The 24,440-nt window shown below is 62.4% G+C and carries 20 protein-coding genes and 4 pseudogenes; 11 read left to right on the forward strand and 13 right to left on the reverse strand.

The genetic code is table 11. The features are described 5' to 3' along the window. The first annotated feature begins 138 nt into the window (after positions 1 to 138). The gene (locus tag BBX50_RS23170; RefSeq protein ID WP_244513219.1) at positions 139 to 408 is read left to right on the forward strand and encodes a hypothetical protein; all 270 of its coding nucleotides are present in this window, start codon (positions 139 to 141) and stop codon (positions 406 to 408) included. A gap of 28 nt (positions 409 to 436) precedes the next feature. Here BBX50_RS23170 and BBX50_RS23175 read toward each other — a convergent pair whose 3' ends face one another. After that, positions 437 to 1,795 carry a PLP-dependent aminotransferase family protein gene (locus BBX50_RS23175; protein WP_065777676.1) on the reverse strand — a complete coding sequence of 453 codons (1,359 nt, stop codon included), beginning with the start codon at positions 1,793 to 1,795 and terminating at the stop codon, positions 437 to 439. Positions 1,796 to 2,024: 229 nt separating this feature from the next. Here BBX50_RS23175 and BBX50_RS23180 point away from each other — a divergent pair, with 229 nt between their 5' ends. The 4 genes from BBX50_RS23180 (at position 2,025) to BBX50_RS23195 (ending at position 8,515) form a co-directional block, all read left to right on the forward strand. Continuing rightward, positions 2,025 to 6,188: an IPT/TIG domain-containing protein gene (locus tag BBX50_RS23180; RefSeq protein ID WP_161490891.1), complete on the forward strand. Its 4,164-nt coding sequence runs from the start codon at positions 2,025 to 2,027 to the stop codon at positions 6,186 to 6,188. 191 nt (positions 6,189 to 6,379) lie between these two features. Beyond that, entirely contained in the window at positions 6,380 to 6,781 is a 402-nt protein-coding gene (locus BBX50_RS23185; protein ID WP_065777678.1) for a VOC family protein, read from the forward strand. Between the two features lie 140 nt (positions 6,782 to 6,921). Next, positions 6,922 to 7,545 (forward strand): LysE family translocator, encoded by a 624-nt coding sequence (locus tag BBX50_RS23190; protein WP_065777679.1) that lies wholly within the window; start codon positions 6,922 to 6,924, stop codon positions 7,543 to 7,545. Positions 7,546 to 7,663: 118 nt separating this feature from the next. Next, positions 7,664 to 8,515 carry a PhzF family phenazine biosynthesis protein gene (locus BBX50_RS23195; protein WP_065777680.1) on the forward strand — a complete coding sequence of 284 codons (852 nt, stop codon included), beginning with the start codon at positions 7,664 to 7,666 and terminating at the stop codon, positions 8,513 to 8,515. Positions 8,516 to 8,788: 273 nt separating this feature from the next. Here BBX50_RS23195 and BBX50_RS30990 read toward each other — a convergent pair whose 3' ends face one another. Then, a complete protein-coding gene (locus BBX50_RS30990; RefSeq protein WP_274534041.1) occupies positions 8,789 to 8,923 on the reverse strand; it encodes a hypothetical protein in 135 nt (44 codons plus the stop codon). Positions 8,924 to 9,156: 233 nt separating this feature from the next. Between BBX50_RS30990 and BBX50_RS30860 the strand changes: the two genes are divergently transcribed. From BBX50_RS30860 to BBX50_RS30865, 3 genes and pseudogenes are all read left to right on the forward strand, one after another. Beyond that, on the forward strand, positions 9,157 to 9,609 hold the full coding sequence (locus BBX50_RS30860; protein ID WP_244513222.1) for an SIS domain-containing protein: 453 nt from the start codon (positions 9,157 to 9,159) through the stop codon (positions 9,607 to 9,609). Beyond that, positions 9,582 to 10,166: a dual specificity protein phosphatase family protein gene (locus tag BBX50_RS23205; RefSeq protein ID WP_065777682.1), complete on the forward strand. Its 585-nt coding sequence runs from the start codon at positions 9,582 to 9,584 to the stop codon at positions 10,164 to 10,166. Before BBX50_RS30860 ends, BBX50_RS23205 begins: the two co-directional genes overlap by 28 nt. A gap of 395 nt (positions 10,167 to 10,561) precedes the next feature. Continuing rightward, a pseudogene (locus tag BBX50_RS30865) lies at positions 10,562 to 10,949 on the forward strand (hypothetical protein); the annotation flags it as partial. 65 nt (positions 10,950 to 11,014) lie between these two features. Here the strand turns inward: BBX50_RS30865 and BBX50_RS23210 are convergent. The 3 genes from BBX50_RS23210 to BBX50_RS23220 all read right to left on the reverse strand — a co-directional run bounded on the left by BBX50_RS23210 (position 11,015) and on the right by BBX50_RS23220 (position 14,531). Next, complete coding sequence (locus tag BBX50_RS23210) at positions 11,015 to 11,353, reverse strand: ester cyclase (RefSeq protein WP_065792129.1); 339 nt, start codon at positions 11,351 to 11,353, stop codon at positions 11,015 to 11,017. Next, positions 11,353 to 13,713, reverse strand: a complete 2,361-nt coding sequence (locus BBX50_RS23215; protein WP_244513220.1) for an SAM-dependent methyltransferase — start codon at positions 13,711 to 13,713, stop codon at positions 11,353 to 11,355. The genes BBX50_RS23210 and BBX50_RS23215 overlap by 1 nt, the downstream gene beginning before the upstream one ends. A 65-nt stretch (positions 13,714 to 13,778) precedes the next feature. Continuing rightward, positions 13,779 to 14,531 (reverse strand): protein-L-isoaspartate(D-aspartate) O-methyltransferase, encoded by a 753-nt coding sequence (locus tag BBX50_RS23220; RefSeq protein WP_065777685.1) that lies wholly within the window; start codon positions 14,529 to 14,531, stop codon positions 13,779 to 13,781. A 294-nt stretch (positions 14,532 to 14,825) separates the two neighbouring features. On the opposite strand from BBX50_RS23220, the gene BBX50_RS23225 reads away from it, so the two are divergent. Together BBX50_RS23225 and BBX50_RS29510 are read left to right on the forward strand one after the other, a co-directional pair. Continuing rightward, positions 14,826 to 15,017, forward strand: a complete 192-nt coding sequence (locus tag BBX50_RS23225) for a DUF6494 family protein (RefSeq protein WP_065777686.1) — start codon at positions 14,826 to 14,828, stop codon at positions 15,015 to 15,017. Positions 15,018 to 15,097: 80 nt separating this feature from the next. Then, a pseudogene (locus BBX50_RS29510) lies at positions 15,098 to 15,271 on the forward strand (IS21 family transposase); the annotation flags it as partial. 365 nt (positions 15,272 to 15,636) lie between these two features. On the opposite strand, the gene BBX50_RS23230 reads toward BBX50_RS29510, so the two are convergent. Then, complete coding sequence (locus tag BBX50_RS23230) at positions 15,637 to 16,413, reverse strand: intradiol ring-cleavage dioxygenase (protein ID WP_320410514.1); 777 nt, start codon at positions 16,411 to 16,413, stop codon at positions 15,637 to 15,639. A 352-nt stretch (positions 16,414 to 16,765) separates the two neighbouring features. Here BBX50_RS23230 and BBX50_RS23235 point away from each other — a divergent pair. Continuing rightward, positions 16,766 to 17,149: pseudogene (locus tag BBX50_RS23235) on the forward strand (mobile mystery protein B); the annotation flags it as partial. A 909-nt stretch (positions 17,150 to 18,058) separates the two neighbouring features. On the opposite strand, the pseudogene BBX50_RS23240 reads toward BBX50_RS23235, so the two are convergent. From BBX50_RS23240 to BBX50_RS23270, 7 genes and pseudogenes are all read right to left on the reverse strand, one after another. After that, a pseudogene (locus BBX50_RS23240) lies at positions 18,059 to 18,319 on the reverse strand (DDE-type integrase/transposase/recombinase); the annotation flags it as partial. After that, the gene (locus tag BBX50_RS23245; protein ID WP_083213784.1) at positions 18,286 to 18,441 is read right to left on the reverse strand and encodes a transposase; all 156 of its coding nucleotides are present in this window, start codon (positions 18,439 to 18,441) and stop codon (positions 18,286 to 18,288) included. The pseudogene BBX50_RS23240 and the gene BBX50_RS23245, both read right to left, overlap by 34 nt. A 296-nt stretch (positions 18,442 to 18,737) precedes the next feature. Further along, a complete protein-coding gene (argE, locus tag BBX50_RS23250; RefSeq protein ID WP_065777688.1) occupies positions 18,738 to 19,910 on the reverse strand; it encodes an acetylornithine deacetylase in 1,173 nt (390 codons plus the stop codon). Between the two features lie 40 nt (positions 19,911 to 19,950). Then, entirely contained in the window at positions 19,951 to 20,628 is a 678-nt protein-coding gene (locus tag BBX50_RS23255; protein ID WP_065777689.1) for a DUF1028 domain-containing protein, read from the reverse strand. Between the two features lie 11 nt (positions 20,629 to 20,639). Further along, a complete protein-coding gene (locus BBX50_RS23260) occupies positions 20,640 to 21,062 on the reverse strand; it encodes a RidA family protein (protein WP_065777690.1) in 423 nt (140 codons plus the stop codon). Between the two features lie 117 nt (positions 21,063 to 21,179). Next, positions 21,180 to 22,793 carry a GMC family oxidoreductase N-terminal domain-containing protein gene (locus BBX50_RS23265; RefSeq protein ID WP_065777691.1) on the reverse strand — a complete coding sequence of 538 codons (1,614 nt, stop codon included), beginning with the start codon at positions 22,791 to 22,793 and terminating at the stop codon, positions 21,180 to 21,182. Next, the gene (locus BBX50_RS23270) at positions 22,793 to 24,439 is read right to left on the reverse strand and encodes an amidohydrolase (protein WP_065777692.1); all 1,647 of its coding nucleotides are present in this window, start codon (positions 24,437 to 24,439) and stop codon (positions 22,793 to 22,795) included. The genes BBX50_RS23265 and BBX50_RS23270 overlap by 1 nt, the downstream gene beginning before the upstream one ends. Position 24,440: the final 1 nt, after the last annotated feature.

The following is a 24,440-nucleotide window of genomic DNA, read 5'->3' on the forward strand; positions in this document are numbered from 1 at the left end:
GCCACGATGCAAGTCGCTGATCTTGCTTCCCAACGCTGACCTTCGACCAGCCTCCCAAGAGGCGACGACTGTCGCATCTCTAACTGGCCTATACGTCGCATTTCTAAAATGCCGCTACACACGAAGATCGCATAAGATATGTTATGGAACACCTCTGCATTGATGCAGTGGAAAGATCTCCTCCACATTGGCGTCGCCGTGATCAAACATCAAAGCTTCGCGAAGGCTGCACTGATCGCATCCGGGTCGAGCCTCGTTGCGACGCTGTTTGCCATCGGGCTCGGCGCATTCTACGACGGCACGGTGATGAACCCCTCGGCAGGCTTCTTCCTCCTCGGCGCCAGCGCGCTTGTTCTGGCCGAGTTGGCGATGCGCAGCGACGCGTCACCATTGGAGGCCGTCGGGTAGAACCGATGCCGTGCAGCTTCATTTCGGATCAGGCTGCGCTGTCCAGGTTGTTCCTCCAAAGCCTCGCCAGTAAAGTCAGTGCTTCCGTCAAGTCTTCGAAGGACGGGCCACCGAGGCAAAGGCGAATTCCGGCCGCCTGATCATTGCGATCCACCATCACGGATTCTGGCGAGGTTACCCTGATGCCGACCGCGGCAGCGGCCGTCGCGACGCGATCGGCGACGTCACGCCCCATGGGCAGCCAGACGTGATAGGCATCTGGATGTGAAACAAGCTCGGCGGCGTCGAGGAGCGAGACGGCCAGGTTCGACCTGCGTCGCGCTTCATGGCGCAGGTCCTGCTGGATCGACGCGATGACGCTGCCGGACAGCCATTCCTCCACCACTGCACAGGACAAGGGCGATGGGGCCATCGGCACTTCTTGCAGCGCTTCTTCCGCCGCCTCCTTCATCCGAGCCGGCAGTGTGAGTATACCGATCCTCAATCCGGGACCGAGGGATTTCGACAGGCCATTGATGTGGAAGACGATCTCAGGAGCCAATGTCGCAAGCGGCGGCGCAAGTGACGGTGCCAGCGCGTAGACGCCATCCTCGATGATCCAGGCACCCACCCGTCGGCAGATATCGACGATAGCCTGCCTTCGCGCCGCGCCCATCGTGACGGTGGTCGGGTTGTGAAGCGTCGGCGTGAGATAGACTGCCCTGCTAGCGATCGATGCCATGCCGTCGAGGGCGTCTGCAAGCGCCTCCGGCACCATCCCTTCCGCGTCGATCTCGACGCCGCGCATCCGATAGCCTTTGCGCCGGGCCAACGCGATCGCGCCAGGATAAGTGATGCGTTCCGTCAGGATCACCCCTTGCGGGCCGCAGGCGAGATCGAAGGCCAGCGAAATGGCCTGGCGAGCATTGCTCGTCAGCGCCAACTGCGACGGATCGACAATCACGCCGAGTGTTTCGAGCCATCGAGCCAGAAGGCGCCGGTGCTCCAGGTGCCCGGCGGGCGGGGCATAGAAATTGAGATGATCCGCGTCGATCTTGCGTGCAACCCCGGTCAATGTCCTTGCCAAAAGATGGGCGGTCAGCATCGCCGGCGGCGCGTTGGACGAGAGATCGATCTGCCGATCCTCATGTGCCTGGTGGATCGCTACAAACGTTCCGCGGCCTTTGACGCTGCGCACCAGACCTCGCCGTTCGAGCGCGGCGTAGGCTTTCGTTACCGTGCCAAGGCCAATACCCAGTTTCCACGCCAGATCGCGATGAGCAGGCAGACGCTCGCCTCCCCTCAGGCGCCCCTCGATGATGTCATCCGCCAGGGCAAGCACCAGCCGTTCAGCGACACTCGCATCGATGTCCGCAAGGCGCGGCGCCCAAGGCGATTGAAGGAGCATTTTCACAACCTTGATTAATAGCGTCACGTGACACTATTCCAATAACAGTAAAGTGTAACATAAACTATGATCCCGGACAAAATCCAGATGTTTTCAGGAATGGCCTGACCGCGATGGCGGCGGTGACCGGAGAGCAGAATGTTCAGCCGTTTCGAGATTTATGATGTTCGATAATTTCGGCGTTTTTGTTCGGTGTTCAACGAACTGCCTTCTGGCGGTTGTTCAAACCTTGCTGCTTCTGACTGTCGGCACTATTGCCGTTTCGGTTCCGACGGTGACGCCCGTGCTCGCCGCATCCAGTGGATGCGCAGCAATCCAAGCAAACTATGGTTCTGGCTTTACCGCGAAGTATCCCACCGAACGTTACCTCGACAACTTGACGCTTGAAGCAGGGGAAACCCTGCAATACGTCGTTACCTCCGTCGGCAGCACCAACTCGGCGTCAAGCCAAGGCGGCGGCTTTGCAATTTACGGCAACGACGGCGCAGCGATCTACCTCGAAGCATACGCAACTTCAGGCAACGAACTGAATCTGAATTCGACGTTCACCGTTCCTGCCACCGGCAACAAATACATTGTCTATGCGTGGGGATCGTCTCTCTCTTCTGCGACCGAGGTTAGAGCCACGGTCTCCTGTTCAGCGCCGGCCCCGACGATCACGTCCGTTTCCCCGACATCCGGGACAACTGTAGGCGGCACTTCAGTTGTCATCGCCGGAACGAATTTCAGCACGACCACTACCAGCAACGTCGTGAAGTTCGGTACGGCAAACGCGACCGTCACCGCGGCAAACGCGACCCAGCTGACCGTGACGACGCCTGCCGGTTCGGCTGGCGCGGTTGACGTCTCCGTGACGGTCAACAGCCAGACGGCTACGTTGAGCAACGCCTACACCTATGTTGTTCCGGCACCGACGATTACCTCGGTATCGCCGGCCTCCGGTTCCATAGCGGGCGGCACATCGATCACCATCACCGGCACGAACCTCACCGGCGCGACTGATGTGACCGTCGGCGGTGCAGCGGCAGGCAATGTGACCGTGGTTTCGGATACGCAGGTCGCCGCGACGACACCGGCAGGAGCAGTGGGTGCGGCCGATGTGGCCGTCACCACACCTACGGGTTCGGGCACGGCAACTGGCGCCTTCACCTACGTGCCCCTGCCCGCCCCAACGGTGTCGCTCTCAGCCTCGCTGACCAACCCGACCTTTGCAACCCCGGTCACTTTCACGGCGACGCTTTCCGGCGGGGCATCGCCCACCGGAACCGTGACTTTCAAGGACGGTACGACCACGCTCGGAACCGGAACGATCTCCGGCGTCACCGCGACCTATTCCACCTCGACACTTGCCATCGGCAATCATTCGATCACCGCCGAATATGGCGGCGACACCAACAACGCCACGGCAGCCTCGGCCCCCGTGTCCGTCACGGTCGCCCAGGCCGCACCGACGATTACCTCAGTATCGCCGGCCTCCGGTTCCATGGCGGGCGGCACATCGATCACCATCACCGGCACGAACCTCACCGGCGCGACTGATGTGACCGTCGGCGGTGCAGCGGCAGGCAATGTGACCGTGGCTTCAGATACGCAGGTCACTGCGACAACACCGGCAGGCACAGCGGGCGCTGCCGATGTGGTCGTCACCACACCTGCGGGTTCGGACACTGTAACAGGCGCGTTCACCTATACGGCCCTGCCCGCCCCGACGGTCACGCTCTCCGCCTCATCGGCCAGCCCGACCTTCGGAACCTCGGTGACGTTCACGGCGACGCTTTCGGCTGGCGCATCCCCCACCGGAACCGTGACTTTCAAGGACGGTACGATCACGCTCGGAACCGGAACGATCTCCGGTACCACGGCGACCTACTCCACGTCAGCGCTAGCCGTCGGCAACCATTCGATCACTGCCGAATATGGCGGCGACACCAACAACACCACAGCAACCTCGACCGCCGTGCCCGTCTTGGTCTCTGCTCCGACTTTCACCTTCTCGCCAGTGGCGGGCGCGCTGAGTGGCGGCACGGTCGGTACGCCCTACTCCGGCGTGACGATTGCGGCCACGGGCGGTACGGGTTCTTACACCTACACCATCACGTCCGGATCCCTGCCGTCCGGCGTGACGCTGAATGCTTCGACGGGCGTAATCAGCGGTACGCCGACCGCAGCAGGCAGCTACAGTTTCACCGTCACGGCGACGGATGCCAACAGCATGACCGGTTCGGCCGTCTACACGCTCGCCGTCGCGGCTCAGGCTCCGGTCGCGGGCAATGTGACGGCAACGGTTGCGGCGAACTCCACGAACAACGCCGTTTCCCTTAGCCTCTCCGGCGGGGCGGCAACCTCCGTTGCGGTCGCCACACAGGCGGCGAATGGCACTGCGACGGCTTCGGGAACCTCGATCACCTACACGCCGAACGCCGGGTATTCCGGTTCCGACAGCTTCACCTATACCGCGACCAACGCCGGCGGCGCGTCCAGCGCTGCAACAGTGGCGATCACGGTCACAGCTGCGCCGGTTGTTGCCCTCACCCTCTCGCCTGCTGCGGGAACGCTTTCGGCAGCGATGGTGAATACGGCCTATGCCGGCGTGACTGTCGCGGCCTCCGGCGGCACCGGTCCATACTCTTACGCAGTCACCTCCGGTTCCTTGCCTCCTGGTCTGACACTGAACGCTTCCACGGGCGCGATGTCAGGCACGCCGACCACGGCGGGAAGCTACAGTTTCACGATCACGGCGACCGATAGTGTCAGCCCGGCGAATACGGGCTCGGCTTCCTATTTGATCGCGGTCGGCGCCGCGCCTGTCGTTTCCTTCACTTTCTCGCCATCGGGCGGTGCACTGCCGGACGCTATGGCAGGCGAGGCGTACAGCCAGCCGATCACCGCCACGGGCGGCACGGCTCCGCTGATCTACAGCGTGGCCTCCGGGGCGCTTCCCGCCGGCATGGTCTTGAACGTCTCCACCGGCGAACTGACTGGCCCGCTCGATGCCAATACGCGAGGCAACTACAGTTTCACCCTCCAGGTGAAGGATGCCAACAACGCGATGGCGACAACCAGCTATACGCTCGAGGTCAAGGTGCGCGCCGTTACCGTCACCGACAAGGTGCAGACCGTTCCAGCCGGCTCTACGCCCGTCGACGTCTATCTCAATCAAGGTGCGACCGGCGGGCCATTCGTCTCGGCCGAAGCGACCTATGTGGAACCCTCCAACGCAGGAACCGCGACCATCGTCCGGGGCCAGCTTGCGCAGGCAGGCCCGCCAGTGACGCCGGTGGGCTGGTATCTCCAGTTCACGCCCAACCCCGCCTATTCGGGCCAGGTACGGGTCGGATTCCGCCTCTACAGTGCGCTCGGCATCTCCAACATCGGAACCGTCACCTACAATCTGGGTTATGACGCCGGCAAGGTCGCCACCGATATCGACAGCCTCGTGCAGGGCTTCGTGCAGTCGCGCCAGAGCATGATCGCTTCCACGATCAAGGTTCCCGGCCTCATGGAACGCCGCCGCATGGAAGCGTCGACCGATCCGGTGACGGCGCGCATGATGCCATCGGAGCGGGGCATGACGCTCGGCTTCTCCACCAGCCTTGCCCAACTTGAAGCGGCAAGGAACGGTGCGGATGGCGTCTCGGGCGGCAGTTATCCTGCACCATTCAATGTCTGGATCGACGGCACCTTCATGAAGCACAACCGTGGCCAGAACGACAGCAAATGGGGCAGCTTCGGCATGGTGTCGGCAGGCGTCGATTACCTGCTCACCGACAAGGCGCTCGTCGGTCTCTCCTTCCACTACGACCGGATGACCGACCCGACGGAGGAAGACGCGCAGCTGACCGGCAATGGCTGGTTGGCCGGCCCCTATGCCTCGCTCGAGGTCGGAAAGGGCGTGTTCTGGGATACGAGCCTGCTCTATGGCGGCTCGGCCAACGATATCGACACGTCGCTGTGGGATGGCACGTTCGACACGAGCCGCTGGATGTTCGACACATCCATCAAAGGGCAATGGAACCTCGATGACGTGACGACACTCACGCCGAAACTGAGGGCCGTCTATTTCTCTGAAACGGTGGACACCTATCGCGTGACCAACGACAAGCACGACGAGCTTTCCATCGACGGCTTCACGGCTGAACAGTTGCGCGTCAGTCTCGGGGCAGAGATCGCAAGGCAGTTCACGCTGGAAAACGATACGATCCTGACGCCAAAGCTCGGCGCGACCGGCGGCTTCTCGGGGCTGGATGGCGCCGGTGCGTTCGGTACTCTTTCGGCGGGTGTAAGCCTCGAAACCGAAGATCTGTGGGACCTCGACTTCGCGCTCCTCTTCAACATCGAGGGCGATGGCGACAGATCCGCCGGTGCAAGGGCGGGCGTCAGCAAGAGGTTCTGATTACAGAGCTATAACTCCCCTGCTGCCACCTGCGTCGCCGAGGCTGCGTTTTGCTCTGGTGATATGACACCTTCGTTAGTGTCGCGTGACGCTATTGCAATAAACAACAAGTGTCACATGCGCTATGGTGCCGAACGAAAGACACCTTTTGGGAAGAGCCCGATCGCAATGGCGGGCGAACGGAGAGCCGGATGTTCAGCCATGTTACCGTGGGCGCGCATGATCTTGAGCGAGCAGGCCATTTCTATGACGCCGTTCTCGCTCCGATCGGCCTCAGACGGCGCGTCGTCACACCCGATGGCGGGCCTCCGGCGCTTTGCTGGGTGCCAGGTGCAGCGCCTCTGCCGCGCTTCTATGTCTACATCCCCCGGAATGGCGAACCGGCGACGGTTGGCAACGGCGGCATGGTCGCCTTTCTGGCGTCCTCGGAAGAGGCCGTGGAAGCGGCCTACGCCGCGGGCCTTGCGAGCGGCGGGACGGACGAAGGCGCGCCCGGGCCGCGGCCTCACTATGGCGATGGCTATTTCGGCGCGTATCTGCGCGACCCCGATGGGAACAAGGTCCACATCGTCCATCGCGGAGACGTCGGGTAATGGCGCCGGAGAAGGCCTGCACTTCGCGGCGCTTTTCGATCCGATTGGACCAAACTGGCGCTCTAACTTTTTGACTTAATGCACACCCTTATCCGAAAACCGTTTCACACCTTTCGGGATGCGCTCCAGGAGAATTCTCAATGATCGGCAGTCAGATCGCGCTCGTTTATGGCACCTATCTCCTCGCCACGGCCAGTCCGGGGCCAAGCAACATGGCGATCATGGGGACGGCGATGCGTGACGGTCGCGTGCCCGCGCTCGTTCTGGCGGCCGGCGTCATAACGGGCTCGCTCTTTTGGGCGATCCTGGTGGCGACCGGCATCTCCGCCGTGCTTTCCGCCTATGCCCAGGCGCTCTTCGTCATCAAGATCATTGGCGGTGTCTATCTGCTCTATCTGGCATTTCGCGCGGGAAGATCCGCTCTGAAACCGACCTCGGACTTCGTGAGCGCAGACGCGGGACGGGCGACGCCGCGCTATCGGTCGCTCTACCGGCAGGGCGTCCTCATGCATATCGGCAACCCCAAGGCCATCATGGCGTGGATGGCGATCATGTCACTCGGGCTCCAGGAAAACGCCCCAGCCGGCATCTTGCCAGCGATCATCGGCGGCTGTGCTTTGCTCGGCGTCATCGTCTTCGGTGGCTACGCCATCCTCTTCTCGACCGCCCCGATGATCGCTTTCTACTCCAGACTGAGGCGCTCGATCGAAGGGGCTCTCTCTGCGCTGTTCGCAGTCGCAGGATTGAAGCTCCTGGCATCGTAGAGCTGATGTCTGAGCGCTTTGGAGCCAATGTTCGAAACGGTTGATCTCGCGATTCATCAAAGCCGGCTGGTATTCCGTCAGCCTCGTCAATGCCGCCACGAACTTGAGGAGTGATGCTATGAGTTTTGTCGTCCAGATGGTCGACGTCTTCGGTGCCGAACCGCTTTCCGGCAATCCGCTGGCGGTGGTCATTGGTGCCGACGCACTGGGGACGGAAGAACTGCAACGGTTGACGCGCTGGTTCAACCTCTCGGAGACGGCCTTTCTGCTGTCGCCCTCGCATCCGGGGGCGGACTACAGGGTCAGGATTTTCACGCTCGAAAGGGAAATGCCTTTTGCTGGCCACCCGACACTCGGGAGTTGCCATGCCTGGCTTTCGGCCGGGCACGCCCCGAAGAGGCAAACAGAGATCGTCCAGGAATGCGGAGCGGGGCTCGTTACCATTCGACGCGATCAAGGACGGCTTTCCTTCGGCGCTCCGCCACTGATCCGTTCCGGCACTCCGTCAAAGGATGAATTGACCGAGGCGCTGCACTTTCTGGGGATCGAACCATGCGAGGTCGTCGATGCCGCCTGGATCGACAACGGCCCCGGATGGCTGGGGATCCGGTTGGCTTCGGCGGAGAAAGTGCTTTCCCTGAACCCGGAACGAAGGTGGCCGCGCCGGATCGACATCGGCGTCGTTGGCCCCCATGCCCATGGTGACGTGGCCTTCGAGGTTCGGGCCTTTTTCAGCGATCATCTGGGCACAATCGTCGAGGACCCCGTCACCGGAAGTCTCAACGCCTCGCTGGCGCAATGGCTGTTCGCCGCAGGTGTGGTCGAGGAAGCCTATGTCGCCGCGCAAGGAACCCGCCTCGGTCGCAAGGGGCGCATTCATGTGACCCGCGACGAAGCCCGCCAGATCTGGGTCGGCGGCGAAACACGCACGCATGTCGAGGGACGATTGCAGGGGCTTTTAGAGCGATAGACCAGGTGCATATCGCGTCGCGACAAGCCGGCTTGCATCGCCACTTGCCCGTTCGTCAGGCACCTCAAGACCGACCTGTATGGGATGTCGACCTTCTCGACACGTTCAACGTTTGAAACAAGGAGTTATCAGCATGCCTGCGGCCGCCCTCCGAAGCCGCCGTTCACGACACGTTGCAGGCTTCGGCCGCTGACATATGGCTGATGGCACATTGTGATCCTCATGTTCGAAAGCCGTGCCATGCCGGAACGAAGGGTTCCATGCTCGATCTGATCAGGCAGTCTCTCTCAGTTCACTCGCGCCGAGCGCAGGATCGCCGAGGCGATCCTCGATACGCCGAGCAGCGCGTATCACCTGGTCGATCACGGGCGCAGCGCGGATCGCCAATGTCAGCGAGCCCTCGATCATTCGGTTCTGCCGGCGGCTCGAATGCGATGGCTTTCCCGATTTCCGCCTGAAGCTCGCCCAGCAGCTGGCCGTGCGTCAGGCACCGGTGAGCCCGGCGGAGAGCGGCGCCGACCCTTTTACGGGCCTCGTCGACGACGTTTTCAACCGCGCTGCTGAATCGTTGCGCGAAGCCAGGCACGATCTCGATCTCGAGACGCTGCGACGCACCGTCGACCTGCTCGCCTGGGCCCTGCATCGACGTCTACGGCTATGGCGGCTCCGGCTTCCTCGCCGGGGAAACGCAGCACCGCCTCGCTTCGCTCGGTATCGCAAGCGTCGCCTATTCCGATCCGACGTTGCAAATGGTTTCGGCACCGCGCCTGACAGGAGAGGACGTGCTTTTCGTGCTGTCCTTCTCAGGCCGCACGAGCTACCTTATTTCAAACATCGAGATTGCCAAGAAAGCCGGCGCGCGTATAGTTTCCGTCTCTCCTGGCGGCTCCGTCGTCGCCCTCGCCGATGAAAACATCAATCTCAACGCCCACCGCGCCTCGACCCATCCCCTCTTCGTGCCGACCGGCCGCGCCCCCGATGTATGTGATGCTCGACGTGCTCTTTGCCCTGCTTGCGCGCAAGTGCGAGGCAGGTGCTTCATGAACCGGATGCAAGGACAATCGACATGGAAACGACCTTCTCTCCAGTGCTGACCGTTTGCGGGATCGACGAACTGCCGGGCCAAAGCAGCCGGAAGGTGACCCACGTCCTGTCGATCGTCGATCCGGAACTGCCGGAACTGGAGGCGTTCGGCAGCTACGGCGCACATCACCGCACGACCTTGCGCTTCCACGACATCATCGCCGCCGCACCGAACCAGGTGATGCCGCGCCCGGATCATGTCGAGGCAATCTTGCGCTTCGGCACCGACTTCCTGGCACGCGAGGACAAGCAGGCGTCGAGCCACGTTCTCGTGCATTGCCATATGGGCGTGTCGCGCTCAACCGCCGCAATGCTGACCCTGATGGCGCAAGCAAACCCGGACGAGCCAGGCGAGAGCCTCTTTGCCCGTCTGGCGGCCATCCGTCCGCAGGCCTGGCCCAATTCCCAGATGATCGGCTTTGCCGATGAACAACTCGGCCGCGGGAGCGACCTCACCACGGCGCTCCGCCGCCATTACGGTCGCCAGATCCGGAACCGCCCGGAGTTCACCGAGTGGATGACCACCCTTGGCCGCCAGGCTGAATTGAAGATGGCCGTATTGGACTGACGTCGTCGGCCGCCGCTCCGGCGCCCCAGCCGGTCGGCGGTGGTGCCGGGTTGCGACGAAGCCGCGCTCGACACATCAAGATCGAAGGTGTTGTTTCAAGGATGAGGCCAGGAATAATCGTTTGGGCTCGAGAGCCCTCTTATTTCTGCACCTGAAGCTGGTATCGGTGCGATCACAAGGCTGATTTAGTGCAAGGGAATTTGCGACGCCGCGCGCGGGGCGCGCTTGCAGACGCCTTCGGTGTCGCAATGGACGAACTCGGGTAAACATAAGGACATCCAACCGTAGTTTGGGCGTCCTTTCCACGTCCGTCGAGCACCTCGGCGGGCTCGATGCGACGCACGGATGAAGAAGACACAGCCGTTTCGGGGATGCGTTAGCTTGAGGACCGCTTCGTCGGCGACGGCCTAAACGACGCGCCCGCGCTTGCTGCCGCACATGTTTCCATGGCGCCGGCGACCGCCGCCGATGTCGGCCGCAGTACTGCGGACTTCGTGTTCCTGCGCGAAAGCCTCTCGTCTGTCCCGGTTGCCTGCGAAGTTGCCAGCGACTGCGCCGGCGGCGTCACGCCGCTGATCGCCGCCCTTGCCATGTCAGGACGATCGCTTGCCGTCGTTGCCAATGCGTACCGAAGACTACATGATCCCGGTCGAGGCCCAGCGCATGATGGCAAAGCGCGCCGGTGCCACCACCGTCGACCAGGCCGGCTCCCATGCCGTCTACGTCTCACAGCCCAAGGCCGTCGCCAACATCATCGAAAAGGCCGCAAACACCGCCGAGTGAACCAACCAGCCAAAACCTGCCCCCCCCGGACGAAACCTTGCCCGGGGGTTTCGATTTGGCGTTTCTCAGATGGCAAATCGCAACAGCGCGGCCGCCAGCGCGCCGAGGCCAATACCCACGCCGAGCGCCAGCCATACGCGGTAGCCGGCCAGCCACATGGCCGCGAGCTTTCCCATCGAAAGCCCCTGCCCGCCGATCTGAGCCATCAGGCTCAGCATGTCCGAGCAAATCCACTCCTCGGCAATCTTGCCGTCTGCAATGCGGTAGATCTCGGTACTTTCGTATTTCACCTTCTTTCCAGTCGGCTGGATGCCGAGGAACTCGCCGGCATGGGTGCCGGATATCAACAGCCGTACCGCGACCTCCGATCTGGAATAAAGCCTTGCGACGTCTGCTGATCGCATCAACCCCACGACCCGGCGAGTAAGGCCGGCGCGGCAAGATAGAGGATCGTGGCTATCGTCACGACGCCAGTGAACCCGATGTGCGTTGCAAGCAGTGCAGCGAGGATCGCGCTCAGCACTGACGCACAGCCATTGATCCCCCACGCCCAGGGAAGAAATTCCTCCGAGCGTGCGCCGACGTGGCCGAGTCCGAGGGGGAACGGCATCCCCATGAAGACAGCGAGCGGCGCGATGAGGAGGAGTGCGATTGCGATCTTCGCGGCATCCGGGAGTGCCAGCAGGCGTTCGAGTATCAAGGGCAGTACGAGCAGGTATGTGCCAGCCAGGAATGCGATCACCACGACAGCGAGGGTGATGCCACGCACCGCCGATCCGCATCCGACCGCCGCCACCCAGCGTGCAGCCAGGGCGCTGCCGAGACCTGCGAAGGCAAGGAAACCCGCAAGCACGACAGCGACAGCGTAGAGCGGATGGCCGAGGAACAGCACGAAGCGCTGGATGAAGGCGATCTCGATGAAGAGGAAGGCCAGGCCCAAGGCGAGGAAATAGAGCCCGAAGCGAAGCCGGGGTACGGCTCTCCCGAGCGCGCACCGGCGAAGCCAGAGCGGCAACAGGATCAGGACGGCGCTGAGGATCGCGGCCTGGGCGAGCGTCGCCGCCAGGATCAGGTAGCCCCAGTCGAGCATCGCTGCCCCACCTTGGGTGCGCAGCGTCAGGAGTTCGGGCAAGGCGCGCCAACGGAAAAAGTCAAAGAAATAGGGCCGATTGTCCGTGGCCGGTGCAATATCGAACTTGTAGCGCTCGGTGAAATCGGCTCGCTTGGGGCCGAGGAGAGCGACGGCTCCCTCGTAGAGATATTCCTGGTCGAGTTGATTGTAGCGGTTCACGTCGCTCGCGGAGATGCCTGGGACCCAGGATATGTCAAAGAAATTCTCGGCCGCGAAGCCGCGGATGGCTGCGACGTCCTCACCAGTGAACGGCGACTTGGCGACGAGCAGGGTTGCGGTATTCCAGCTCCGGATCAGCGCCAGGTGCCGGCTGGGCTGGGACACGCCATCCGCTTCAAGCGCTGCGGTTGCAGTGGCGAACAGCTTGAGGATGTCGCGCGGCGGCACCCGCAGCCATCGCGTGATGGCGACGACGCCCTCTGGTTTCAGTACCGCTAGGTAATCCCGCAGTGCCTCCACAGTATAGGTGTAGTTCTCATGCATGCTTTGCACCCCGGCCGCGGCTGCGCTGAAGGAGTCAAGGAGCGGCATCTGGATCAGGTCGTAACGCTCGCCAGTGGTCGCAGCGAAGGCGCGTGCCTCGGCTAGATGCAGATGCACGTTCGGTCGGCTGAAGATGCCGCCGACGAAATTCGCGAAACGATTGCGAGCCAGGTCGATCATCTGCGGGTTGACCTCTACAGCGTCCACGATATCGGCTCCGGCGCGCAGCGCCAGCAGCACCTGCTCGCCGCCACCAGCACCGAGGACCAGCGTTCGCGGCCGCGCAAGCATGCGGTACGGGAGCGCCGCCGTTGTCCGGTCGAGATAAGCGACCGTCGCCGGATCGCCGCCATAGGCGGTCATCGCCGTAATACTGTCGCCATCGCTGAAGACGGCGAGTTGCGCGGGCGGTTCTTGGGTGTTGGCGAGGCTGAGGCCCGGTGCGTGCCGGAAAGGGACGGTCGGGCTCTCGACGACCGTCAGCAGTCCGAGCGGGCTTGATCGCTCCTCGACCACCCATGCATTCGGGACGTCGAGAGCCATGCTTAGGCCCTTGTACTGCGACATGTGCGGACCGGTGGCCGTAAAGGACGGTGGCAGCCACACCGCGATGACGGCGGCTGCAAGCCCGAGGCTGCCCGCGGCGAGCCGCCGATGACGACCCATGCCCGTCGCGGCGAGGGCAGCTGCTGCAAATCCCAACGCCGCGATGAGGCGCAGTGCCGCAGAGGGAAAGACCAGGAACAAGAGTCCGACGATGCCCAGTGCCCCGACCCCAGCGCCGACCAGGTCGAAGGCATAGACGCGTCCTATCTGGCCAGGATGGCGGCTGAAGGCAAGGCCGATACAGGTTGCGCCAAAAAAGAACGGCAGGACCAGGAGAGCATAGCTGGCCGCGAGCCAACCGAGCTGGCTCGGATTCCAGACGACCTCGAGCGCGTTGAACGGCAGGCGTTCGGCACCGGCGAAGCTGGCAACCGCAGTGATGCCGAAGAGCGCTGCCGACGCTGCGAAGGCGGCCGGGTACCATTTCACCAGGGGGCGGCGGGCCAAGGCAACGAACGTACCGCTCGCGCCGAAGCCCAGGAGTGCGATGCTTATGATCATATAGGCAAATTGATGCCACTGAATGATCGAAAAGAGCCGCATCAGGAGCACTTCGTGAGCAAGGGTTGCCGCCGATATGAGACCAACCGGCAGCAGGCGCCCCACTCTCATCGGGCCCTACCTCCCCTCAGCGGCACAAAGGCCACCGGCAGCAGCTGCCGGGTCGTGATGCTTCCATCCCGTCGCTTCTCGACCAGCATGAGAAACTGGGTCGCGAAGGGGCCGCCCACGGGGACGACCATCCGGCCCCCCTTGGCGAGTTGCTCGACCAGCGGCGGCGGGATGTGACTGGCAGCGGCAGTCACCACGATACCGTCGAAAGGCGCTTGCGCAGGCCAACCATAGTAACCGTCGCCCACCTTCACCTCGACATTGTCGAAGCGGAGCTCCGCCAATCGGGCGGCCGCCCTTTCGCCCAGTTCGGGTATGATTTCAATCGAGTAAACCTTCGCTGTGAGCGGCGACAAGACGGCTGCCTGATAACCCGAGCCAGTGCCGATCTCGAGGACGGTGTCGCCAGGCCCAACGTTGATCAGGTCGGTCATCAGCGCGACGATAAAGGGTTGAGAGATGGTCTGGCCGTATCCGATCGGCAGTGGCCGATCTTGATAAGCCGCGCCGCGCTGCTCCTCTGGCACAAAAAAGTGGCGCGGCACCTTTCCGATCGTCTCCAGCACAGCCGGATCGATGCCCTGACCTTCCACCGCTGACGGCGCCGAGCGGGCGTGCAATTTGATCGTCTCGATCATCGCTGCACGCTCGCCGAGGCGATCCTGAGCGAGCACAGTTGTCGAAACCACGGCGGCAGCGCTTGTGAGAATCGTCGCCATTAATGCTTGGCACTGGGCTAGAGGACGCATGAACTCTCTCCCGGCTATAACGCCAGAGTATAGTCGCGGCTGCGGCAATTTTGAACAAACCTCGCCCGGCATCCTGCGCAAGGCTGCAATTTTACCTACGGCACTGTCCAATGACGGGGCATAATTTATCCTCACCATTGTCAACGCGCAGTACCTCCTCCCAGGGAGACGACAAAGAGACCCCCTCCTCCTGGCTCGGGGTCTATTTCTATGGCGCGGGGGGGGGCGGCACCGTCCTTCCTTGACGGCTTGCCTTCCCTTACAATCCTTCCCGGATAGGAGAGGAGTTCCGCCATGAGTGAAGACGCCTTCAACATGTCGATCCGCAAGTTCCTGAAGGAAGTCGGCGTCACATCCCAGCCCAAGATCGAGGAGACCGTGCGCGAAAGGCAGATCGGCGGCAAGAAGTTGAAGGTCCGCATGACGCTGACGGCGGAAGGCACCGAACTCAACCACGTGGTGGACGGCGAGATCGAACTTCCATAGGCCGGCAACGCGATCGAGTTGCGCCGGAGGCAACTGCGGGCGTCGTCCGGCCATGAGCAGACGTCATCCTAGTGATCGACATGGCGTTATTGAGCGTGATCGGACGCTGGCATTTTCGAGAGCATTTATCGATCCGGGAGATTTGCTGCAGGACCGGCCTGTCCCGAAATATCATCCGCAAATATCTGCGATCGAACGGCGTGGAGCCGAGGTTCAAGGTGCCGGATCGACCGAGTAAGCTCTCCCCCTTCGCCACCAGTTACGGCATCGGGCCAGACCCAACAGCTATCCCTTGCAAAGAATAGGGATCGGTTCATGATCCGCGAGAGGCATCCACCTTGATGTATGACCACGGATGTACTGGCACGCTCGGCCGATCCTCGAATCTACAGGGCGGAATGGGGTCTTAGGTCAGCTGGGAAGCGCCGCGATGGGACAGCGGCGGTCGTGGTCTCGACTCCCTTCGGCTCCACCAACATGACCTGACCTAAGTTTCAGGAAAATGGCCATGTAACTAGAAAATCAACAGCTGTCAGGCGGCCTCCAAATGGGATGCCTATTAAAGGGACTGCGCGGCAGTGAGCAACGAGGTGAACACTTGGTGGATGCAACGCGCCAGCTACGCCACTATGAAGTCGTAGCGGCCGAATTTTCCGTCGCTGGTCGCCCTGATATCGAGTAACAAGGCTGCGTTGAATATGCGGTCACGTTCATTGCCAGGCTCATTGGCAAAATAGAGTTGCGTCGTTAGCACGCTCCCGCCGGGCCGCTGGACTTTCACGTGGTAGTGCCGGGTGCGACCAGGATAGAGCCCTGGCACGATCGTCTCGAACCACCATTTGCCATCTGCATCTGTGAATTGATGTCCGCGGAGTTTGTATCCGATGTTGTCGTAGGTGCCGCTCTCATCAGCGTGCCATAGCTCGATCAACGCTTTCGCTACCGGCTGGCAATTCTTGGTGAGTACGTAACCAGCAAGCGTCAGCCTTTCACCGCCCGGTGCATCGCTTGCGAAGTCCTGTTTTTCAGGGCTCTCCGGGGTAAAGTACGGGCCTTCGGTCTGTGCCGGCGTCAGCTCGTGATCATCACCGCAACTAGCCGTAAGCGGCAACTCCACCGGAGTGCCGGCTGCATGGCCTAGGCTCGGCAACACAATCGGCGTGGTGACGAAGCTGATAAGGAAATGTCGCCGGGTCGGCATAGTGTTGTATCTCCAAATATGGAAGCCAAGATCGTTGCGGCCCCATTGGGCAGAAGTGGGGCGGACGTTAGCAGAATCTCGATCGACAACTTCATCAGCGTGGGCGCTACTGAAGCGTCGGAGCACCTGGATTTTGCTCGGCGAGGACTCCTCAGGGTAGACTTGCGGCCATGAAGATTTCCACGCGAAGATCAATCACCTCTCGAACTCGCGGCGCGTTTTGAAAGTTGCGGTCCATCATCCGCCAAGACCAAGCGTTCCCTTCAAGATCGGAACCAAGCAAAGAGCGAACTCGGGCTGTCCATAGCGGGCAAGGGCCGATAGAGAAACCTACACCGCCCTCCCCGGCAAGCGAACTCGCGCCGTTCCTGACGATACATTATGCGAACCCGACCGCACAAAACCTGAGCATATGGAGAAAAAGCCCAGGACCCCAGGAGGGTGACCTCCTATTCGCCGCTCACAGCTGCATTTTCATACTATAGGATTGATTTATGCCTCTGAATCACAGTCTATAGCCTGATATTTTAGTCGATATATCATATCAATGCTTGGCGACGTCTGGGAATGGGCAGGCGCGTTCCGAATGACGGAACACAATATCGGCGTCCAAGCCTACCGCATCGGAATGGAGCTCGCGAGCCTATTAAGCGACGTCCGCTATTGGATCGAGCACCAGACATTTACGGCGGATGAGATTGCGATAAGATTTCACCATCGCCTGGTCGCCATTCACCCTTTTCCAAACGGAAATGGCCGCCACGCCCGATTAGCAGCCGACCTTCTAATCGAACGCCTGGGTGGAGAACGTTTCAGTTGGGGCGGCGGAACTCTCGCTGATGTTGGCGAACTGCGAACCCGCTACGTCGCAACCCTACGCGCAGCGGATAATCATGATCTCGCGCCATTGTTGGAATTTGCGCGGACTTGAGAGGCACGGCCTCCGCGCATTGCTCGCCTTGACCGGAATCGAACCGGCGATGCCACCATACTGACCGCCAAACGACACGGATCGCTGCAGGGCTATACAGATTTCCGATCCAGGAGACCCATCAACATCGCGGTCGTGAGTTCACGTACACCGAAGGTGTCATTTGGATCCGAAAAGCCGCATGTCCGCGGATCGATCTGACGGAAAAGACGTACCCGCTACCGTTATCGACCGGTTTCCGACGGCAATAAATAGAAGGACGGCCAGCGTGATCTCGCGGCAGCAACGTGACGTCAATCGGTCGCCCGACCCCGTTCTAAAGATAACGGCAATCGCGTCCTCGAGGACTTGTGGCAGGCCGGGGACATTTAGTCCAACAATAGTCAGAAAAATCGTAGGAATTGGTCCTGTCCCGCGACATCGTTGGCAAAAATGACGCAACAAGCCTTTGTTCGAGATTTGCCTCGCGCGCCTCGTAGCCCCGCATCCCAGCCGGGGTCCCGTCGATACATTATGTGATCTTAGACGCACAGACCGTGAACATCTCGACAACGAGCCGTATAAGGGTCGCGAGAGGTCGGCTTCCTTCGTCCTAAGATCCTCAAACATGACGTCGCTCGATCGTGCAAGACCTCGGGAAATTCCGGCGGCTTAGAACTTGCCGTCGGCGCTGGATCCCGGAGACACAACATGCACAAGTCGATCGATGACGCCAAAAAAACACCGGCTCGAAGAATCCCGCCGCGAGACCGAGTATCAGAGCCCCAACCGGTCCTGAGCCCTCCGAATGCGGACTAAGCGCCACCTTGCGGCCCCCAAAGCGGTCGTTCGACACTGACTACGAAAGCGCTACTCCTACGATTTTTCTTAGGACTGCCGATGTTCGCCCTCAACTTACAACATGCTTCTGGTGAATTGCGAGCGTTGGTCTGAATGGATCAGCACCTGGTTCTTTGGCTTGCGTCGCCACACGGCCATGAGGAGCGCCTGCAATACGACATCCGTAGTTTGGCGGCTCTGCATGGCCCAACCGATCACACGCCGGGAATAGAGATCTATGACGACCGCGAGATAGGCGAAGCCCTCGCAGGTTCGGATATAGGTGAAGTCGGTGACCCACACTCTGTCCGGAGCCGCTACGTCGAACTGCCGGTCGAGCGAGTTCTCCACTCGTAGAGAGAGTGCTGGCTGACGCCGAGCCGCTGCGAAACCTCCGCAACCGGATAACCTCGCTCGGTAATCTGACGCACCGCGTCACGTTTGAAATCGTCGCTGAAATTGGCTTTGCCCATAAAGGCCTCCTACCTCAAAATTAGGAAAGAAGGCGTCTACAAATCTAGGGGCTATCCAGGCCGTGCTTTCGGGCTCGAGGACAATCTCTGACTCGCTTTCCGGAACAGAGAATGCAATGGCGCCCGCGCACTCAGAACGCGGATCGCATATTCAGCTGCGGTGGTCGCCATACGGATGCGGGTCTCCATCACGCTCGTACCCAGATGCGGCGAGAAAGCGTGAGCCAACTCGCGCAAGTTCATGGCCCACTTGCTCTAAACTGAAAACAACTGCGCCAAACGGTGCATGACACTCGCTAGACGTTCGATAGGCTCGTTCTCAGTTCATCGATCAACCGCGCCAGCATTCTGTCGCACCGTCCGAGCTGATCAACGTTGACGAATTCGTCGGGCTTGTGCCCCTGATCCATGAAACCAGGACCGCAGATCGCCGTGGAGACGCCGAACGCCTGATTAAAGAGCCCACCCTCAGTGCCGAAGGCGACCTTGAGCGTGGGTCCGTCATCGCCGAGAAGCTGCCGCAAGAGGCGCACGGCCGGCGCGTCGGCGCCAGAGTTGAGGCCGGGATAACCGGACACGGGCTCGATCTCGATACAGGCCATCGGAAACCGGTTGCGATAGGGCGCGGCGATGTTCTGGGCATCGGATTGAATGGCGGCGAGGATGTCGTGCGGATCGTCCTCGGCGATGTTGCGGATTTCGAAATCGATCTCGCAGCAATTTGGCACGATGTTGAGCGCGGTGCCACCACGCACCATGCCGGCATGGATGGTGGAATAGGGAATGTCGTAGTCAGCGTCTGTGGTCCCCTGGAAGGCCAGTCCTTCCTGACGGGTCTTTAGGGCGGTGATGAAGGCGGCGCCAAGATGCAGGGCGTTCAGCGCATTGGGGGCCAGCGCCGAATGCCCTTCCAGCCCGTAACAGCAAGCGCGCAGGGCCATCTTGCCCTTGTGGCCGGTGGCGATCCGCATACCTGTGGGCTCGCCGACGATACAGAGCGCTGGCCGCGCCGACCGCGCCGCAAGTTCGTCGATCATGCCGCGCACGCCGATGCAGCCGATTTCCTCGTCATAGGAGAGAGCCAGATGCAGCGGGCGCTTCAGAAGCTCGCCGGAGGCAACGAGGACGGCGCGCACCGCCGCTGCGACGAACCCTTTCATATCGGCCGTGCCGCGCCCGTAGAACCGTCCGTCGCGCTCGGTCAGTTTGAAAGGATCGCCACTCCAGTCCTGCCCCTCGACCGGCACGACGTCCGTATGGCCCGAGAGCACCACGCCTCCCGGCCCGTCGGGCCCGATGGTCGCCCAGAGATTGGCTCGGCTGCCGTCCGGGTGGGTGAAGCGCTCAATGCGGGCGCCGGCCGGCTGAAGCAAGCTTTCGACATAGTCCAGCAGGGCGAGGTTCGAGGTGCGCGAGACCGTCGGCTCGGCAACGAGCCGCGCGAGGATCTCCGGTGTCGACGGGATCATGTGCCAGTCCGCCGCGCGAGGTTCGGCATCGTTCCGCTCCTCAAAGATCGCCCGGCACGCCGTAGCTCGGCGCCTGTGTGGGGTTGAGCGCGCGCGTGACGTAGGCGTCCATTTCCAAGCGCCAGCGCGCCCAGAGTGCTGCGCATTCCTCGACCGGGTCGCCTTCGGTCCAATCGAGGCGCAGGTCCGCGACGTTCCAGGAGACCTTGTCCACCATGACAAGTCCCATGGAATGGATGGGGCCTTCCTCACCGCCGGCCGCGACTGCGGCCCGCATCGCGGCAATCAGCCGGTCGCCGAGATGCTTGCCCTTCGTGGCTTCGAAGGCTTCGACCATTTTCTGCGGGATGCCCGTCGTGGTCAGCATGTTGCCAGCGGCCACGACATTGTCACCCTGGGCCGCCGCATGGGAACCGAGGGTCCTGGCGCCCGAATAGGCCGCCGTCCGACCCGCGGCGTCGACGAGGGCGAGCTGGCGGTATTCGATATGAGGAGCTTCCGCGACGAGACGTGCGAGCGCGGCTTCGGCGGAAAGGCCGCTCGCCATCAGCTCCAGGCCCTGCGGGCCAAGGCGGGGATCGGTGATGTTCTGGGTCGAGACGGCGCCGACGCCTGCGCGCACATGGGCGCAGCGCGCCGCAACGCTGGGCGAGGAGGAGGAGACTGCAATACCGAACATACCGGTGTCGGTACAGCGGCCGGAAACGGAAAAGGTCATGACGCCCTCCGTCAGGCTTGGTCGGGGATGACGGCGGTCGCTTCGATCTCGACCAGCCATTCCGGCCGGGCAAGTGCCGAGACAACGAGGCCCGTCGAAACCGGAAAGACGCCCTTCAGGTACTTGCCCATCTCCTGATAGACGTCCTCTCGGTAGCGGACGTCGATGAGGTAGACGACGACGCGGCAGATGTGACTGAGGTCTGAGCCCGCCTCTTCCAGCAGCATCTTAATGTTTTCCATCGCCTTACGCGCCTGGGCGGCCGCATCGCCGATATGCAGGCTCTCGCGTGTGTCGAGATCCTGCGAGATCTGCCCGCGCACGAAAACCGTCGCGCCGCGCGCCACCACGGCCTGGCAGAGATCGTTGTTCAGCTTCTGCTCGGGGTACGTTTCCTTGGTGTTGAAGGGGCGGATGCGGGTATGCACGGGCATGTCTGTCTCCTGTTGCGCAAGGTGGGGCCGGACGCGGATACTAGCGAGCCGCGTCCCGGCGGTTAAAGTCGTTTTTGCCGAGCCCGTGCTTTGGAAAAAGCTACGCGCCGGGCGGGATCAAAGACCAGCGTGCGCCGCCGGTCGCAGCATCGCGCGGGCACATTTCTCGCCAATCATCATCGACGGCGCATTGGTGTTGCCGGCGATCAGCGTCGGCATGACCGAGGCGTCTGCGACGCGCAGCCCTTCAATCCCGAACACCTTCATCGAGACGGGATCGATGACGGCCATGGCGTCACGGCCCATCCTGGCCGTGCCGACGGGGTGATAGACGGTCAGTGCCTCGGCCCGCAGATAGGCGAGGATTTCCTCGTCCGTCCGCACATCCGGGCCGGGCAGGATCTCGCGGCCCTCAAGGCCCGCCATCGGTGGGGCGGCGAAGATCGCGCGGGCGAGCTTGATGCCTTCCACCAGCACGCGGGCGTCATCGAAATCACTGAAGAAGCGGTGGTCGATCTCCGGCACAAGACGCCCGCCCTTGCGGGAAATTCGAACCTCGCCGACCGATTTCGGACGCAGCACGCAGGTGTGTATGGCAAAGCCATGCCCCCATTCGACAAGACGGCCGCGATGGCTGCGATAGCCGGGCACGAAGTGGAACTGCACGTCGGGCAGCTCGCCGGCATAGAGGGTCTTCGCGAAGCCACCGGCAACAACGTAGTTGGTGGAGAGGAGCCCCTTGCGACCGACCGCGAAACGGAACGGCGCCGCAAGCAGTTTGCCGGCATTGCGCCAGGAAATGCCGAGCGTCCGGGTGGACGGGCTGCGCACAGTGATCATGCCGTCGACATGATCGCGCAGGTTCTGGCCAACGCCGCGAAGGTCGCGGGCGACGGTGATGCCCTCCTTCTGCAGGGCCGCACCCGGACCGATGCCGGAGGCCATGAGGATGACCGGCGTGCCGATGGCACCGGCCGACAGTACGATTTCGCCGCGGCAGAGGACGGTGACGGGCTGCCCGTCGCGCAACACTTCGACGCCGGTCACGCGCGCGCCGTCGAGGATCAGGCGGCGGACCTCGGTGCCGGTCCAGACCGTGAGGTTCGGGCGGTCGCGCACCGGCTCAAGGAAGGCATTGTAGGCGGAAAAGCGAATGCCGTTGTTCTGCGTCAGGTCATAGACGCCGAGGCCGAACTGGCTCGGGCCGTTGAAATCGCTGTTGCGCGGCAGGCCGAGCATCTCGCCGGCGGCGATAAAATCCTGACAGACCGGGTTCGGATCCTTCGGGCGGTCGACATAGAGCTCGCCCCTCGTGCCGTGCAGCGCGGGATCCTGGCCGACCCGGTTGTGTTCGAGATCCTTGAAGACGGGCAGCACGTCCTGCCAGCCCCAACCCTCGCAGCCGAGGTCGCGCCATTCGTCATAGTCTTGCCGCGCGCCGCGGATGTAGAGCATGGAGTTCAGCGCGGACGACCCGCCAAGCATGCGTCCGCGGTTGACCGGGATGCGGCGGTTGTCGAGTTCGGGCTGGGGCGTGCCGACAAAACCGTAGTCGAAGCGCGGGCGGCCGTACATGGCAAGAATGCCGGCCGGCACCTTGACACGCAGGTCCCGGTCGCCGCCACCGTTCTCGATCACCAGCACCCGGTTCGACGAACGGGCCGACAGGCGGTTGGCGACGACACAGCCGGCCGAGCCTGCGCCGACCACAATGTGATCGAAAGTTTCCATCACGGCCTACCGTCATGGGTGATTCTGCCGCCGCAGACAGTCAGTGCCACGCGGGCGGCGTCCTCGGCCTCGGCCAGGCCCTCCAGCGCGCCATCGATCAGCACCAGGTCGGCGTCAAAGCCGGGTTTCAGCTGGCCGCGGCTGTCTTCGGCGTAGTCTGCATAGGCACCGCCGGCGGTATAGGCGATCAGGCATTCGTCGAGGCTGACGCGCTGGTCAGGTATGTCGGCGGTCCAGGGTTTTCGCGTCAGGGCACAATGGATCGCGTAGAGCGGCGAGAGCGGCGAAACCGGCCAGTCCGTGCCGAAGGCGAGCGGCACGCCGCGGTCGCGGATCATCCGCCAGGGGAAGGCGGTTGGCCAGCGGTCGCGGCCCATGATGGTGGTCGTTGGTTCGAGGGGCAGGCCGGCGGAGCCCGGCGGATGCACTGGCTGCATGGAGGCAATGATGCCGAGCGGCTTCAGCCGGTCGAGGTCTTCGGGCGTGATCGTGTCGATATGCTCGATGCGATGGCGGGCGTCGCGAGCGCCATTCGCCGTGCGGGCGGTCTCGTAGCCGTCGATGGTCGCGCGCACTGCACCGTCGCCGACGGCATGGGTCGCGACCTGGAGACCGCGGCGGTCGGCTTCGATGCACATGGCGTTGAAAATGTCGGGTGCGATCAACGGCTCGGAGCGGAAGCCGGGCCGGTCGGGATAATTGCTGACGGTCAGTGCCGTCCAGGTGTCGTAGACGCCATCCATGAACAGCTTGATACGGCCGAAACGCAGCCAGCCCGGCACGTCGGGGCCGAAGTCATCGATCTGGGCGACGCCTTCCGGGCCGTGGCGCTGCTCCAGCCGGAGCGGCAGGCTCACGCGCACCGGCATCTCGCCGGCGAGCGCCAGCTCACGCATGAGGCCCGCCTGATAGGCATTGCCGTCCATGTTGACGGCGGTGGTGATGCCGTTTCGGGCGCAATAGTCGCCGGCTCTGCGGATCAGCCCCTTGTCGTGGATGCGATCTTCCTCCGAGACCTTGCCGCCTTCGTAGTGGAGGCCGTCGCGCCCCTTGAGACGGGAAAGCATCTGCACGCGGTTCATGGCGGCAAATTCGCGTAGCTCGCCACTGGCAAGCCCGTCTTCGCCCATCACCACCTCCGCCCCCGGCCCGACATCCGCCCCCTGGAGGATGCCGGCCAGCTCCAGCGCCCGGGTGTTGGCCCAGGCGCAATGCAGGTCCGTCGACAGGAGGCAGAGAGGGCGGTCGGCAACGATCGCGTCGAGAAGGTGGCGGTCGGGCCTGCGGTTTTCGCCGAAAATCACGTAGTTGACGGCATAGCCGAAGAGGATGTCGTCACCGGGGTTGGCGGCAGCGAAACCGAGAAGGGCGTCGCGGGTCGCCTCGAAGCCGAAAGTTGGCCCGAGGTTGAGCATGGTAAGCGTCGCCCCGCCCATGAAGAGGTGCAGGTGGCTCTCGATGAAGCCCGGCAGCAATTCGCGTCCATCCGCATCGATCACATGGGTGGTGGTGCCGGCATGAGCTCGGATGGCCTCATCCGGGCCGAGTGCCAGGATCCTCCCACCGGCAACGGCGATGGCGGTCGTTCCCTTGGGTGCAAAAATCGCACGCACACGGGCGTTCACGATGATGAGATCGGCTGTCATC

Source organism: Ensifer sp. LC11, assembly GCF_001695835.1.
GTDB lineage: Bacteria > Pseudomonadota > Alphaproteobacteria > Rhizobiales > Rhizobiaceae > Ensifer.